The 14,746-nt window shown below is 40.3% G+C and carries 14 protein-coding genes; 6 read left to right on the top strand and 8 right to left on the bottom strand.

Translation table 11 applies throughout. The annotated features are described in order from the left end of the window. Positions 1-28 precede the first annotated feature (28 nt). Both EKQ44_RS04675 and EKQ44_RS04670 read left to right on the top strand, forming a co-directional pair. Positions 29-1,222 carry a DHH family phosphoesterase gene (locus tag EKQ44_RS04675; RefSeq protein WP_237662380.1) on the top strand — a complete coding sequence of 398 codons (1,194 nt, stop codon included), beginning with the start codon at positions 29-31 and terminating at the stop codon, positions 1,220-1,222. 23 nt (positions 1,223-1,245) lie between these two features. Then, positions 1,246-1,638 carry a VOC family protein gene (locus tag EKQ44_RS04670; protein WP_237662379.1) on the top strand — a complete coding sequence of 131 codons (393 nt, stop codon included), beginning with the start codon at positions 1,246-1,248 and terminating at the stop codon, positions 1,636-1,638. A 52-nt stretch (positions 1,639-1,690) separates the two neighbouring features. On the opposite strand, the gene EKQ44_RS21390 is transcribed toward EKQ44_RS04670, so the two are convergent. From EKQ44_RS21390 to EKQ44_RS04660, 3 genes are all read right to left on the bottom strand, one after another. After that, positions 1,691-1,813 carry a hypothetical protein gene (locus EKQ44_RS21390; protein ID WP_269151529.1) on the bottom strand — a complete coding sequence of 41 codons (123 nt, stop codon included), beginning with the start codon at positions 1,811-1,813 and terminating at the stop codon, positions 1,691-1,693. Positions 1,814-1,881: 68 nt separating this feature from the next. Next, positions 1,882-2,949: a DUF3900 domain-containing protein gene (locus EKQ44_RS04665; protein WP_237662565.1), complete on the bottom strand. Its 1,068-nt coding sequence runs from the start codon at positions 2,947-2,949 to the stop codon at positions 1,882-1,884. 188 nt (positions 2,950-3,137) lie between these two features. After that, complete coding sequence (locus EKQ44_RS04660) at positions 3,138-4,379, bottom strand: MFS transporter (protein ID WP_237662378.1); 1,242 nt, start codon at positions 4,377-4,379, stop codon at positions 3,138-3,140. A 136-nt stretch (positions 4,380-4,515) separates the two neighbouring features. Between EKQ44_RS04660 and ltaE the strand changes: the two genes are divergently transcribed. Beyond that, complete coding sequence (gene ltaE, locus EKQ44_RS04655; protein ID WP_237662377.1) at positions 4,516-5,550, top strand: low-specificity L-threonine aldolase; 1,035 nt, start codon at positions 4,516-4,518, stop codon at positions 5,548-5,550. A gap of 18 nt (positions 5,551-5,568) precedes the next feature. On the opposite strand, the gene EKQ44_RS04650 is transcribed toward ltaE, so the two are convergent. The 5 genes from EKQ44_RS04650 to EKQ44_RS04630 all read right to left on the bottom strand — a co-directional run bounded on the left by EKQ44_RS04650 (position 5,569) and on the right by EKQ44_RS04630 (position 10,604). Continuing rightward, the gene (locus tag EKQ44_RS04650; RefSeq protein WP_237662376.1) at positions 5,569-7,209 is read right to left on the bottom strand and encodes an AMP-binding protein; all 1,641 of its coding nucleotides are present in this window, start codon (positions 7,207-7,209) and stop codon (positions 5,569-5,571) included. Positions 7,210-7,298: 89 nt separating this feature from the next. Continuing rightward, a complete protein-coding gene (locus EKQ44_RS04645) occupies positions 7,299-8,192 on the bottom strand; it encodes a hypothetical protein (protein ID WP_237662375.1) in 894 nt (297 codons plus the stop codon). A gap of 293 nt (positions 8,193-8,485) precedes the next feature. After that, complete coding sequence (locus EKQ44_RS04640) at positions 8,486-8,968, bottom strand: spore coat protein (protein WP_237662374.1); 483 nt, start codon at positions 8,966-8,968, stop codon at positions 8,486-8,488. A gap of 42 nt (positions 8,969-9,010) precedes the next feature. Further along, the gene (locus EKQ44_RS04635; RefSeq protein ID WP_237662373.1) at positions 9,011-9,220 is read right to left on the bottom strand and encodes a hypothetical protein; all 210 of its coding nucleotides are present in this window, start codon (positions 9,218-9,220) and stop codon (positions 9,011-9,013) included. Positions 9,221-9,620: 400 nt separating this feature from the next. Beyond that, positions 9,621-10,604 (bottom strand): Gfo/Idh/MocA family protein, encoded by a 984-nt coding sequence (locus EKQ44_RS04630; RefSeq protein ID WP_237662372.1) that lies wholly within the window; start codon positions 10,602-10,604, stop codon positions 9,621-9,623. Between the two features lie 564 nt (positions 10,605-11,168). Here EKQ44_RS04630 and EKQ44_RS04625 point away from each other — a divergent pair. The 3 genes from EKQ44_RS04625 (at position 11,169) to argJ (ending at position 14,745) form a co-directional block, all read left to right on the top strand. Then, positions 11,169-12,302, top strand: a complete 1,134-nt coding sequence (locus EKQ44_RS04625; RefSeq protein ID WP_237662371.1) for a M20 family metallopeptidase — start codon at positions 11,169-11,171, stop codon at positions 12,300-12,302. Between the two features lie 133 nt (positions 12,303-12,435). After that, positions 12,436-13,473: an N-acetyl-gamma-glutamyl-phosphate reductase gene (gene argC, locus EKQ44_RS04620; protein ID WP_237662370.1), complete on the top strand. Its 1,038-nt coding sequence runs from the start codon at positions 12,436-12,438 to the stop codon at positions 13,471-13,473. Positions 13,474-13,506: 33 nt separating this feature from the next. Beyond that, positions 13,507-14,745: a bifunctional glutamate N-acetyltransferase/amino-acid acetyltransferase ArgJ gene (gene argJ / locus EKQ44_RS04615; protein ID WP_237662369.1), complete on the top strand. Its 1,239-nt coding sequence runs from the start codon at positions 13,507-13,509 to the stop codon at positions 14,743-14,745. The last annotated feature ends 1 nt before the right edge of the window (position 14,746 follow it).

Here is a 14,746-nt window from a genome sequence, read left to right as displayed (position 1 = left end):
TGGACCAAACTGATAAGGGGGACTATTTTTGATTCATTTATTTACTCACAATGATTTGGATGGGGTCGGCTGTGGTATCTTGGCCAAGCTGGCTTTTAAAGAAAAAGTGAAGGTCCATTATAATTCTGTCGGAAGCCTGAATTATCAGGTGGCTGACTTTATGGAAGAAGCAACTCCCCAACATCAAATATACATAACTGACCTTTCTGTGAACGAGGATAATGCCAAAAAACTGGATCACTTTGTCAAAGAGCTAGGAGGAAAGGTTCAATTTATCGATCACCATAAAACTGCCATCCACTTAAACGAATATAGTTGGGCTGCTGTAACTGTGGAATATGAGGACGGAAGACTAACGAGCGCCACTTCCTTATTTTATGAGTACCTCTTAGAAAAGGAGCTCATCACTAAAAGAGAAGCACTCGAGGAAGTGGTGGAATTGATCCGTCAGTATGATACATGGGAATGGGATCGTAATAATAATACCAAAGCCAAAAGGCTGAATGATTTACTATATATGATCTCCATTGATGATTTTGAAGAGCGGATGCTCCAGAAACTTACAAAGGCAGACAGATTTGATTTTGATGATTTTGAAACGCAAATTCTTGATATGGAAGAACAGAAGCTGGAGAGATACTTACGGAAGAAAAGACGAGAAATCGTTCAAAAGCCTGTAGGTGACAACTGGGTCGGAATCATCCATGCAGAGTCGTTCCTTTCAGAAATTGGGAATGCCTTAGGGAAAGAAAACCCACATCTTGACTATATTGCCATGATCAATATGGGCAGCAAGCGGATCAGTTTGAGAACCATCCATGATGATGTGGATGTCTCTCAAGTGGCTGCGAAGTTCGATGGGGGAGGCCATGCCAAAGCCTCAGGTTGTAATTTAAACGAGCAGGCTTATAAACTCTTTGTTTCAGAGGCATTCCCTCTGGAACCTCTGAAGCAGGATGCCCCTAAGAACGTCTTCAATGTAAAAGAATCTCCGAATGGCGTACTTTATGACTCCAAGGAAAAAGGAACTCTGTTTCTTTTACCGAAGGAAGAAGGTACCTGGCAAGTCGAGAATAAGGAAAAGCTTATGGAGAAAACCTTCTCATCCTTTCAGGAAGCAGAAACGTTCGTTAAGAGAAGTTATGCTGCCTGGCTAGTTAAAGATGAGGAGTATGTGAATTTCTTAGTGGAAAACATCAGAAGGCTACGTACAAATAATTAATAAATTTGGGGAGAGAGCAGAGAATGGCAATCAAACGTTTGGAGCATGTTGGGATTATGGTACAGGATATAGAAACTTCCATAACTTTTTATAAAAATATATTGGGCTTTTCATTAAAGGGTCAGCTTGATCACCCTAATGGGGTCATTAAACTAGCTTTTTTGGGATTTAATGAAAGTGATGAAACGGAATTGGAACTCATTCAAGGCTATAACGATCATCTGCCTGCTGAAGGCAAAGTTCATCATATCGCGTTGACAGTGGATGATGTAGAAAAGGAATATGAGCGACTAAAACTACTAGATGTTACCTTCTTAGAAAAGGAAATTACCACATTGCCAAATGGAGCGAGATACATTTTCTTTTCGGGTCCGGACGGCGAATGGATAGAGTTATTTGAAACCAAAACCAAATAAATAAGAAGAAGGGCCAGGAAACTTTATTATAGTTCCCTGGCCTTTTTTACATTTAATCTTTACTCATCGATTTTCCTTTGGCACGTGCACTTTTCAACATATGCTTATACGTGAATCCAAGGCAGACTATTCCTGTTAATGAACATGCATAACGGATAATGGACATCCAATCCATTGGTGGTCACCCCTAAAAGGTATTTGTTCTTATCTTTTCATTTACGGTGACAATTATTCACGAACAGGTCAGTTGCTGTATTTTTTATTCATCCTTTCCAGTATCATGGTCAGTTCACTTGGTTTGAGCATCTCGACAGGAGACACATTTTTCTCGAATTGGAGAAAGTCGCCTTCTAGAAGGACGACATACCGGTCATTAATTTTGGCGATATGGACATTCTCCCCAAAATCCGCAAGTAAGCTTTTTACAGAAATGTGATCCAGCTTGAATTTAAGTTCGATGTCCGGTGTCTGCTCAATGATGCTTGAAGAGGCCTCCATTACCTGTTCATCCGACCATCTTTCTTGCAGTTCACGTTTCGGTGAAGTTGCCCATGCCTCCATTGCTTGTTCCATTTTCTCTTTTTCTTCACTTTCTTCCTTGTATGTTTCAGAAATCTCCTGATGCACCATCCCCATCACCTGATTTTTGATGATTTCAGGCATCGACTCCCCATATTCCACATATTTTAGAAAATCCTCAAAATAACGAGAGTGGGAGGATTGATGGATCTTCAATTCGCTTTCTTCTACCATCCCATCCTCCACCATGAAGGGATATTGGATGGACTTCATATTCTTGGTGGTAATGGCCATCTGAACATTATGGATAAGGGTTCTTTCATCCGTTATGGACGCTACCTTCTGTTCAAAGTCACATTTCAATATGAATACAAAAGGTTCATCAAAGTATTTATTCAATTTAGCCTTTGCAACAATTAGAACCCCGCCTCTTACGGCAGTTGTATCCGTATAGGTGGTTGCTATTTCTTCGGCCGCCTGGGAAAATAATTCGAGTGTGTTCGCATTTCTTATTCGATTGAATTGATTATAGTTTGGATTGGAACCCAAGTCATATCCAGGCTCCACCATGAATCTTCCAATCTTAGTTGGGACTTGCTCATTTTTAGGATGTCGATCTACCTTTCTTTTCGTTATTTTCATCAATTCTCCATCTAGGAAAGGTTTCAAAGCGCTCTCTTCATATGTATCCTCATCTAAAACTGCCATCGGTTTATAATGCTTTTTGGCACTATCTCCGCTACCTTCCACTTCAATCAAGTAAAAGGCCAATGATTTTATATCAAAATCCATCATTATCACCATTTTCACTAGGTATCTTTTAACACTTGGCTCTGTTTTACACCGCTGGAGTCTTCGCCTATTGCTCCAATCAACAGCTAGGTTGCTGCAAAAATCAACAATATGTTTTTAGAGAGCCTAACACTTAAACAAGTATAGGCAAAAGAAAAGAAAGGGTCAACAGGAACCCTTTCTTCTCGTTAGTCATGCATTTCCCTAACTTTTTGATCTGTTGGCAGAAAGAAGGTCAATAGTCCGATTAATGGAAGACAGACTGTGAAAAGGATAGTATTCGTCAACCCGATCCAATCTGCCAGAACGCCAAGAGCAACAGATCCCACTGCCCCCATTCCGAAGGCAAGTCCTACAATGAGACCGGAAACCAATCCAATTCTCCCAGGAACAAGCTCCTGAGCATAAACGACGGTCACCGAGAAGCTAGAGAGAATGATAAAACCAATTATGGCAATCAATACATAAGCAAAGGTGGGACCGACAAATGGAAGGAGCAGGGCAAGTGGTGCAGAACCGAGCATGGAAAGAGAAATGACCAATCTTTTTCCAAAGCGGTCAGCCAATGGACCTCCGAAAAACGTGCCGATCGCACCTGCACCCAAAAACACAAAAATATAAATTTGTGAATCTGCTATCGGAAGTCCATAGTTTTGTATCACGTAAAAAGCATAGAAGTTTGTCATTCCTGCATGAAACCAGGAGCGAGCAAACACAAGGAATATCAATAAGGATATAGAGAATAGAATGATACGCTTATTTTCATTGGTGTCTTTTTTTGCCTTTACTTTCATTTCTATTTTCTTCTTAACAGGCTTTGCCTTTTCCAAAACCTGTTGCTTATACCATGCTGCGATGTATAAAAGTAGGATGACTCCTGCTGCTGCGACTATCGTGAACCAAAGCACACCTTTTTGACCCAATGGTAAAAGGATATATGCCGCCATTAATGGTGCAAGGGCCTGACCTGAATTCCCCCCAACCTGGTAGATGGACTGGGCGAGTCCTCTCCGATTGCCAGCAGCCATATAGGCCACACGAGAGCCTTCTGGATGAAAAGCGGCTGATCCAAGTCCAATGAATAATACTGACACGATTATGAGCCAGAAATTTTGTGCAAGAGCCAGCCCGATAATTCCAAACAAGGATAAGGTTAGCCCAATCGGTAATGCATAGGGTGAAGGCTTCTTATCCGTATAAATCCCAACTACAGGTTGAATCAGGGAAGAAGTCGCATTCAGTGCAAATGCAATTAAACCAAGCTGTGTGAAGGTAAGCCCCATGGAACTTTGCAGAACCGGGAACAATGCTGGAACAACAGATTGTAGGGCATCATTTAGCAAGTGTACTAGTCCGATAATATATAGGATGGGATAAACGGTAGTGCTTTCAGGTTTCGCTGTATCTATTCTCATTTTTTGTGCCTGCATGATAGGTGCTCCTTTATAGTAACTGATTAAATAATAATAGCATGGGAACCGGAAAAGGTGTCAGATTATTTTACGGAATGCGAAATAAATCGCAATCTGGTAAACTATAATAAAAAAAGGGAAGGGGACATGGAAAATGATTGACCTAAGAAGTGACACCATAACAAAGCCAACTGAAGAGATGAGAAAAGCTGCATATGAAGCGCAAGTCGGGGATGATGTATATGGAGAGGATCCGACAGTAAACCTATTAGAGGAAAAAGCCGCTGAGATCCTTGGTAAAGAAGCTGCATTATTTGTGACGAGTGGTACGCAAGGGAATCAGATAGCGGTCCTGACACATTGCCGTCCTGGAAATGAGATATTGCTAGAAGCCGAGTCTCATATTTTTTATTATGAATCTGGTGCAGTTGCAGCTTTGGCAGGGGTTCAGACGAGAACGATACAAGGAGTTAATGGGGTGATGAATCCTTTACATATCGAGGCTGCAATTCGTGGGGAAGATCAGCATTTTCCAGAAACGGGACTTATTTGTATAGAAAATACTCATAATCGTGCAGGTGGAGCAGTGGTACCCTCTTCTAATATGAAGGAGATATATGAGGTGGCACAACGATATTCCGTTCCTGTCCATGTGGACGGAGCACGTCTTTTCAATGCCGCGGCAAGTGCAGATTGTTCCATCAAAGATTTTACCCAGCATTGCGATACCGTTCAAATATGCCTTTCTAAGGGACTAGGGGCACCCGTGGGATCCATCATTGCCGGATCAGAGGAATTTATCAACAAAGCAAGGAAGTGGAGAAAAAGGCTTGGTGGTGGATTAAGGCAGGTTGGAATCATTGCTGCTCCCGCATTGATTGCTCTAACAAAGATGAGAGAAAGACTAGTGGAGGATCATGTGAATGCCAGATTTTTAGCAGAGAGCCTTATCAACTATGGAGGATTGGAAGTGGTCAATTCTGTTGATACCAATATCGTCGTACTCGATATTTCGGGATTGAAGATGAATGCCACTGAATTTGTGGAAGCGTTAAAAGTAGAGGGTGTATTGGGAGTGACGTTTGGGCCAACACTAGTGCGCCTTACCACTCATTATGATGTTAATAGAAAAGATATTGAAAAAGCAGTGAGTGTTATTGGAGGAATAGTAAAAGGGAAGAGGCACTGAGCCTCTTCCCTTAACAATTTATTGATTTACCAAGGTCTTGACCGCATGTTCCTTTAGTTTAAATTTTTGTATTTTTCCTGAAGCGGTCATCGGATAGTCGTCAACAATCTCTACATAGTAAGGAATCTTATATTTAGATATTTTCCCAGTACAATAATCCTTCACTTCTTGGCTGCCCAACACTTCCCCTGGTTTAACTTTTATGAAAGCGGCCACCTGTTCTCCAAACCTTTCATCCGGGACCCCAACAATTTGGACGTCAAATACTTTAGGGTGGGTGTAAAGGAATTCTTCTATTTCACGGGGATATATATTTTCACCGCCACGAATAATCATATCCTTCAATCGACCTGTGATGACTACATATCCTTCTTCATCCATTGTCGCAAGATCACCGGTATGGAGCCAGCCCTCCGTATCGATGGTTTCACGAGTTTGGTCCTCCATTTTATAGTATCCCTTCATAACAAGATACCCCCGTGTACAGAGCTCGCCTTGGACACCATTTGGAACTTCTTCTCCTGAAGTTGGATCTACAATCTTCACTTCCACATTCTCTAAAGCGCTTCCAACTGTGGAAACACGTCTTTCTATACTATCATATGGGCGAGTCTGGGTAATCACAGGTGACGACTCTGTCTGCCCGTATGCAATCGTTATCTCTTTTGCGCCCATATCATGTACTACTTTTTTCATGATTTCTGTTGGGCAAGGAGATCCTGCCATAATACCTGTTCTTAAACTTGAAAGGTTGTAGTTAGAAAAGTCCTGATGGTTCAATTCAGCGATGAACATGGTAGGGACCCCATACAAAGCCGTACATTTTTCCGATTCTACCGCTTTTAGTACTTCTAATGGGTCGAACAGGATAAGTGGCACCATGGTTGCTCCAGTAGCCACTGCGGCCAACGTCCCCATGACACAACCAAAGCAATGAAAGAATGGAACAGGAATGCATATCCTATCTTCATAGGTAAGTCGCTGGCACTCTGCGACATTAATTGCATTATTGATAATGTTGGAATGTGTTAGCATGACTCCTTTTGGAAAACCGGTAGTTCCAGAAGTGTATTGCATGTTGATGACTTCATCATAATGGGTACTTTTTTGACGTTCCTCTAATGCTTGATCGGAAACAAGGAGCGATTTATCCAGTAAATCATTCCATATGAACATACCTGGATGTTTTTGGTCTCCCATATAGATGACATTCTTCAATTTTGGTAGTTTTTTGGCATTCAGTTCGCCTGGAGCACTTTTTTGGAGCTCAGGACAAAGTTCCTTAAGCATGTCCAAATAGCTGACACCTTTAAATTCATCCATTAATAAAAGTGTGGTAGAATCTGATTGTCTTAACAGGTATTCCAATTCCTTGGATTGATAGCTTGTATTTACCGTCACAAGGACCGCGCCTATTTTAGCACTGGCATATTGGGCAACAAGCCATTCTGGTTTATTGGAAGCCCATACCGCGATATGATCGCCCTTTTTTATACCTAAACTCATAAACCCTTTAGCAACCTTGTTGCAGGCTTCTTGAAATTCCTTATAGGTGTAGCGGAGACCTGTTTCAGGATATACGACAGCTTCTTTATGTGGGTATTGTGAGACAGTATCGTCCATTAGTTCTCCTATTGTTTTATGTACTAGTTCTGCCATTATCTAACCTCCAATAAAAAGTATGAACTAATTAAATATTATTATGAATCTTCAGAAAAATCAAATTAAAAACAGGAGCAGTTTTGATGCTACTCCTGTTTTACTTCCACTTTGTTTTGCTCTTTATTTACTATTTCACTTGTTGGCTTTTGGATAATTCTCTCCTTTAAGCCAATCATACCGGCTAAGTATTGAAGTGTTTGTTTATATTTACTATCAATGGAAAGGATGGCTGCTTCCAATTTTTCTACCAGTGTTTGTTTTAACATTTCCATCTGAACAGACATTTTTTGTGAGACGGCGTCTTGACTGTCTAGTCGGTCCATTACAGACTTGTGGAACATCTCTTGGATTTGGAGCTTTTCGTTGATTTCAAGATAAATGTGTTCTTGTTCTGATAATCGAGTCTGAATATCTTCATAGAGTTCTTCATACTTTTCAAGCTTATTATGAATGCCTCTTGTCAAGTCCTCCTGGAAAGCTAATTGGTCGAGGGTTGCCTGGCTTAAATGCATTTCTTCTTCGACTAATAATTCAAGACTATCTAATCTCTTATTTATTTGCATATTGGAGGCTTTCGTTGACCTAATGCTTTCATGTAGTTCATCACTTATGCTTGTTTGGACTTTTAACTGATCATGAAAATGCTGTTGATTGATATCTTGTGTATTCAATTTATCCGTTATTTGCTGGAAGTACCCTTGGTGAACGGTCAAACTTTCCGTTATCTTTTGATGGAAAGTATCATGAACATTTAGCTTGCCGAGTATATGCTCATAGTTGTTTTCTTGGTCGGTCAATCCTTGCTGAAGGTTTTTGTTTAGATCTGTGACAGTCGTAGTAAATTGATCATTCGTTTCTTCCTGTCGCTTCAAAATTTCCTTTAAATAATTTTTTCGATACTCCTGCTGATTGGATGTACTTACCGTAGTTTGATAAAAAATTTTAGGGTGTGGCAGCAGGCCTTTATTATTCTCTCTCATAAGTGAACTCCTTTATCTTTTCGTTAAGTTTCCGGGATACAGTATCTTATGAGAGAGTCTATGTTTTGCGCGTATTTTATGTAAAACTAGGCAAATAACTAGATTCAAAACGATGAAAAAGAAGACCTTTTTAGGTCTTCTTCTTCGACGAACTAGTTGTAGGTGTGGTGGTGTGAGACGGGTCATACTAGGAGGCGAAACATATTATGCTATTGCGGGAACGGAAGGCGGCCGTTCCCGGCTTAAGTTTCATCCTTTTTAACGTCATATAAAGCGACAAGACTTTTCTATTATTATAAGATGTCTACAGCTACAACTAGGGCAATCAATAGTTGAAGAAGTAGTTGGATGTTCAATACTAGATCTGTGTCAGTAGTTGTTACGCGTACACCACGAGAGTTCTGGATATACGTTTGTTGACTATTTACTTGTACAGATTTGGAGCTTTGAAGCAATTCTTGGATTACTTGCTCCGCTTTGTTGCTGTCAGCAATGCTTACACTGATTACTAGAGCTATAGCAGCTTGGATAGCAGCTTGCAGTGAAACCGCAATCTTTGTGTCAGTAGTTGTTACTTCAATATCACAAGAGTCTTTAATGATAATTTGCTCATAGGATTTTTGGACCATTTTGTTTACTTGGGCAGCTTCTTGAGCTACACCATCATTGTCAAACGGATGTCTGCATCCTGCATCAAGTGCATTCCAGCCTCTATTATCTCCACAACCATGGTCGAAACCACAGCTTCTTCCACCGAATAACCAATCTTTACTCATAATTTAAATCCCCCATTTAATTTAATTTTTATTTTTGTTTTTTTATTTTTCTTCTTTTTGAAGTTTTTCCAATTTACCAAAGGAGTCTTGGATGTCTGAAACCAATTTTTTTAATTGCGCTTTTTGTTCTTTCGAGAAATTCTTCCCACTTAGTTTGACATTGTGTTTCTTTAAAACATTTTGAAGCATCATGTTGGTGGTTGCCTGTGTCAGTTTTGAAATATCTCGTTTCATCTCATTTCCGTCTGCCATTATAACACCCCCTTTTTCTTATCTACCATATTGTATGTAGTTGATAGAGAAGGGAGTGGACATATGTCCTCTAATAAAAGACCAATTTACTAGATTTCATAAAAAAGGGCGAAAATCTATAAAATAATGATAGAGGCATTTTTTTATGGATAGGCTCTGTTAAAGTTGCCTGTTGATAATGAGCAAGTTTCCAGCTGTTGATTGGAGCAAGAGGCGTAGACTCCCTGCGGGAGAGTAGCGACAATCTTGAGACCCCCAAGTGTTGCGAGGAGGCTCAAGGTCGCCCCGCGGAAAGCGAAGCCTATTGCGGAAATCAACAGCGGCCTTTAACAGAGTGTATGGATAAAAAAAAGGAACCACCCTTATAAAAAGACGATTCCTTTGGAAACTATTAAATATATTATTGGTCGGCAGGGTAGACCAAGCCTATTTGAGAGCGGGCTTCCTCTATCAACTTCATGGTGGTAAGGGAATTGCTTAGAGAATTAATGGGGGAACCCTTTTCACCCGACTTAACTAAACGAATGAACTCTTCCGCTTCATAAAACATAGATTTTGCTTTCTGTGAGACAGTAATCTCCTCTTCCGATCCATCCTTGTACTTTATGATTACTTTTTCAGGAGTATGGATCTTATCGAGGATAATCGTTCCTTCTTCTCCTTGAATTTCAGTAGGCAGGTAGGAGTTTGCTATTTTCGAATAGGAAACAGTGGCATCCATGCCGGTATATTGGAATACAATGCTTCCTTGTCCATCAACACCTGATTCCAGTATATGAGATTTTGCATGTAAAGAGTCTGGCTTACCGAACAATACCACCATCGGATAGATGGTATATATACCAATATCCATGAGCGAGCCATTGGAGAATTCAGGCTTGAAAGCATTTAGTACGATGCCTTCTTTGTATTTATCATAGCGGGAGGAATATTGACAATAGCTTGCACTGTACCGTCTGATCTTCCCAATCTTATGTAGGTTTTCCTTTACGGCTATAAAATTTGGTAAAAGAGTTGTTTTCATGGCTTCCATAAGGACCACATTGTTTTTTTCTGCTGCTGCTTTCATTTCAAGTAATTCTTTTGTATTCGAAGCTATTGGCTTCTCACAGATGACGTGCTTTCCTTTATTCATGCAAGCTATAGCCTGTTTGGCATGTAAGGAGTTTGGGCTTGCTATATAGACTGCATCTATTTCACCGCACTGGGCAAATTGTTCTAAGTCGGTATAAATAGTAGATACACCATATTTATTGGCGAATTCTTTTGCTGTCTCTTTTTTTCTGGAGAAAACAGCAGATAAGCGGAAGTCTTCCAGCTCTAGTGCCGCATCAATGAAAGATTCTGTAATCCAATTTGTTCCGATAACCCCAAAACGTATCATAGTGATTCCTTCTTTCATAAAGCTATTTTCGTAAACTTTGTTGCTATTACGTATTTTTAGATCATCCGTAATACTACTTATTGTCGTGCTCTTTTCACTGTAATACTAATTATATTTCATGCTTATCGAGTGTATCCAAGCTGTAAAAAGTCCAATTGCCGACTTTTTACTAGTGAATAGCAACAATCTTTGAGAAAAGAGCCTTCTATAAAGATGAAGCCAGTATACCACAAAAAAAAGAAGGTACCTATAAAGGTACCTTCCTGCGTATTGAGGCGAGGGACAGCATGACCACATTCATGCCTTGCTCATAGAGCGCGTCCGTCGACTTACACAATTCAGCTCATCGCCTATTAAATATACCATAGATTAATGGAAATCCATAATAAATTGTTTATTCAGATAAGAAATATTTTTAAGGAAAATAGGTTTGAATTATTAAAATAGGTAGAATAAAGGAAATATAGGACTTAATAAGTAGAAAAGGTATAATGGTGGATGTAGATAAATATATGTATATAGAAAAACAAGGTTGATGCGTCTATTATGTCAGGAGAGAGTAAGATGAAAGAGTTTTTACAAAACAACCAATCTGAAATGCTAGAGTTATTGGAAAAACTGGTCAATATTGATAGTGGTTCTACTTCAAAAGAGGGAATAGACCAAGTTGGCACTATCCTATCAAAGGAATATAGAACCATTGGTTTTTCCGTTCAAGTTTTGGAAGAAGAGAAATATGGGAATCATTTGGTCATACAACATCCATTAGCAAAAGAACCGAAGATTATTATTGTGGCACATATGGATACTGTTTTTCCTAATGGTACTGTACAATGTCGACCCTTCAAGGTAGAAGGCGACAGGGCTTATGGGCCGGGTGTTATTGATATGAAAGCAAGCCAGGTTTCCATACTGTATGCCATGAAAGCACTGATTCATTCTCATTCGAAAGCTTATCAGGATGTTGTTCTAGTATTAAACAGTGATGAAGAGATTGGTTCTCCGTCTTCCAAGGCCCTGATTGAAAACAAGGCAAAAGATAAAAAATATGCTCTGATCATGGAACCAGCGAGAAAAGATGGATCATTGGTAACAGCGAGAAGAGGAAAAGGGAAGTATACGATAAATGTTCGCGGCCGGGCAGCACATTCCGGGATTGAACCTGAGAAAGGAAGAAGTGCTATTGAGGAATTGGCACATAAAGTCATCCAGTTACATGCGCTTAACGACCATTCTAAAGGAATCAGTGTAAATGTAGGTCTGATCGAAGGGGGATCATCCGTTAATACAGTGTCCGATAGTGCCGTTGCCCATGTCGACATCCGGATAACGGAACAAGATCAGGCAAGGCCGATCGAGCGTAAATTGGAAAAAATCTGTGCCTCCTCAGATGTCTTAGGAACAGAGGTGGAGCTTATCGGGGAAATGAATAGGCTTCCGATGGAAAAGACAGAGCGGACAGAGTCTTTGTTACATGTTATTGAAAAAGTAGGGGAGGAAATTGGTTTGGAGGTAAAAGATACCGCCACTGGAGGCGGGTCTGATGCATCTTTTACTGCAGCTATGGGAATAGCCACCGTCGATGGCATGGGCCCTGTGGGAGGGAATGCCCATAGTGAACAAGAGTACCTTGAAATCCCATCGCTGACTGAAAGAACCGAACTATTGGCGAAGACCATTGCAGCTTTAGGAGACTAGATTAATACATTAACCATAGGAGCATATAGCTTCTGTGGTTATTTTTTTTGGTTTCTTGAAAAAACATATTGTATTTTTATACATACGTAGTTATAATAATTCATATTATAAATCCATGGAGAGGATGAAGAACTTGAAGGTTGGAATTATAGGAGCGAACGGGTATAGCGGGGCAGAACTAATAAGAATTCTACAACAGCATCCAGAAGTGGAATTAAGTTTTATGGCGTCTCACTCAACGAGCGGTCAAATGATAACAGAACAATACCCTCATTTACAAGGTATTGCAGAGACAAGGCTCGAAGAAATTAATATAGAGGAGATGATGGGAAAGGCAGACTTGTTCTTTTTTGCTACACCTTCTGGAGTGTCTAAGAACTTGATTCATCATTTTATAGAGAAAGAGATACCTTGTATCGATCTATCAGGTGACCATCGTTTGAAAGATTCTGCATTATACGACAAATGGTATAAATATTCATCTGCACCTGAGTCTGTTTTGCAAAAATCTACATACGGACTTCCTGAACTTTTTCGGGAAGAAATCAAAACCTCTTCATTTATTGCAAATCCAGGTTGTTATCCGACCGCCACGTTGCTTGGCCTGGCACCTGTATTGAAGCAAAAGTTGATCCATACCGGTTCCATCATCATAGATGGAAAGTCGGGGGTTACCGGCGCAGGAAGGAAAGCCTCCATGGGTACCCATTATTGTGAAGTGAACGAAAATGTTAAGGCATATAAACTTGGAAACCATCAACATATCCCGGAAATGGAACAAGTGATTCAAGCCTATTCCGGTGATTCTGCTACCATCACTTTTACCCCACATCTCGTCCCGATGTCTAGAGGCATCATGTGTACAATATATGCTGATTTAGTCGAACAATTAACCACTGAAGAAGCACTGAAATTCTATCAGGAGTCTTATCAAGGTGAATATTTTGTTCGAATCAGACAGGAAGATCAATTTCCTGCAACCAAAGAAGTATTTGGTTCCAACTTTTGCGATGTTGGAGTGAAAGTGGATGAAAGGACAAATAGAATAATGATCGTTTCCGTTATTGATAATGTAATGAAGGGCGCTTCGGGCCAGGCAGTGCAGAACATGAACATAATGAACGGGTGGAATGAGAATACAGGACTGACGATCACACCTGTCTATCCATAAGGCCGGGATAATCCATAAAAAAGAGGTGAGCTAATGAAGGTGGAAACTTTAACAAAGACAGAAATGTGGGTGGAGAAGAAAGAAGGAAACATCTGTACCCCTATAGGCTTCATGGCGGGTGGGTTGCATTGCGGGATAAAGCGTAAGAGAAAAGATCTTGGTTGGATATATAGTACAGTAGCTGCAAATGCGGCAGCAGTTTATACAACAAATCAATTCCAGGCAGCTCCATTAAAGGTTACCCAAGAAAGCATCGCAAAGGATGGCACCCTTCAGGGAATCTTGGTGAATTCGGGAAATGCCAATTCTTGTACAGGAAAAACAGGTTTAGAAAATGCATATAAAATGAGAAAACTTTTTGCTGAAAAGACAGACCTGCAGGAACATAACATTGCCATCATCTCTACGGGAGTCATCGGAGAGCAGCTTCCGATTGAGAAAATAGAAAAGGGAGTGGAATCGATATCAGCTATTGATTCCACCTTAGATGCCTCCTCTTTTGAAGAATCCATCCTGACTACAGACACCTTTACGAAAAATGTTTGTTTCCAAATGCAAATAGGCGGCAAAACCATCACCATAGCTGGTGCTGCCAAAGGGTCCGGAATGGTTCACCCAAACATGGCGACGATGCTAGGATTTGTCACTACGGATGCAAAAATAAATCCAAAAGCGTTACATCAAGCCTTAAAAGAAGTAACGACGGATACGTTCAATATGATTACAGTTGATGGGGATACAAGTACAAATGATATGGTATTGGTGCTTGCAAACGGGATGGCAGGAAACGAAGAAATACAACAAAATGACTTGGATTACCTGGTATTAAAAGAAGGTCTTCAACTGATATGTCAATCTCTTGCACAACAGATAGCACGAGACGGGGAAGGAGCGACCAAGTTAATTGAAGTACATGTAAAAGGCGCTGAAACTGTCCATGGGGCACAAGTAATTGCCAAAACCATCGTTGGATCAAGCCTAGTCAAGACAGCGGTGTATGGAGAGGACCCTAACTGGGGTAGAATCGTTAGCGCAGTAGGCTATAGTGGAATAAAAATAGATACGGAAGAAATCCAAGTGAAAATAGGTCCAATTGAAGTTGTCCAAAAAGGTATGCCGGTGCCATTCAGTGAAGAAGATGCAAAAAACTATCTTAAAAATGAAAGAATTGAAATAATGGTGGACCTGTTTGCGGGTGATCACCAAGCAACAGCCTGGGGCTGTGATTTATCCTACGACTACGTGCGAATTAATGCTTCATATCGAACATAAA

This window comes from Sutcliffiella horikoshii, assembly GCF_021991925.1.
GTDB lineage: Bacteria > Bacillota > Bacilli > Bacillales > Bacillaceae_I > Sutcliffiella_A > Sutcliffiella_A horikoshii_F.
This window is presented reverse-complemented; position numbering and strand designations above follow the sequence as displayed.